This is a genomic window from Pseudoalteromonas sp. bablab_jr010 (genome assembly GCF_016464105.1).
Classification (GTDB): Bacteria; Pseudomonadota; Gammaproteobacteria; order Enterobacterales; family Alteromonadaceae; genus Pseudoalteromonas; species Pseudoalteromonas simplex.
Map to the genome: position 1 here is coordinate 1 of NZ_JACDWV010000119.1, position 247 is coordinate 247.

Genomic DNA, 247 nt, shown 5'->3' on the forward strand with positions numbered 1-247 from the left:
GAAGAGGTTGAGATAGACAAAGATCACATTCATATGCTGATTACAATCGGCACTCGATATTCAGTAGGCCAGCACGCAAGGAGGATTAAGCAAGCCACAACCGCTAAAATCTGGAAATCATTTCCTTATCTGAAAAACCAATTTTGGAAAGAGAAAACATTTTGGTCAGATGGGTACTTTGTGTGTTCTGTAGGGAATGCAAGCGCAGAGACTATACGAAAATATATCCAAGAGCAGGGGTGACACC

Annotated in this window: 1 protein-coding gene; it reads left to right on the plus strand. The window is 41.7% G+C overall.

Going from position 1 to position 247, the window contains the following annotated elements; genetic code table 11:
- On the plus strand, positions 1 to 243 hold a 243-nt coding region (tnpA, locus tag JIG37_RS10490; RefSeq protein ID WP_199529337.1), incomplete at its 5' end, for an IS200/IS605 family transposase.
- Positions 244 to 247 lie beyond the last annotated feature (4 nt).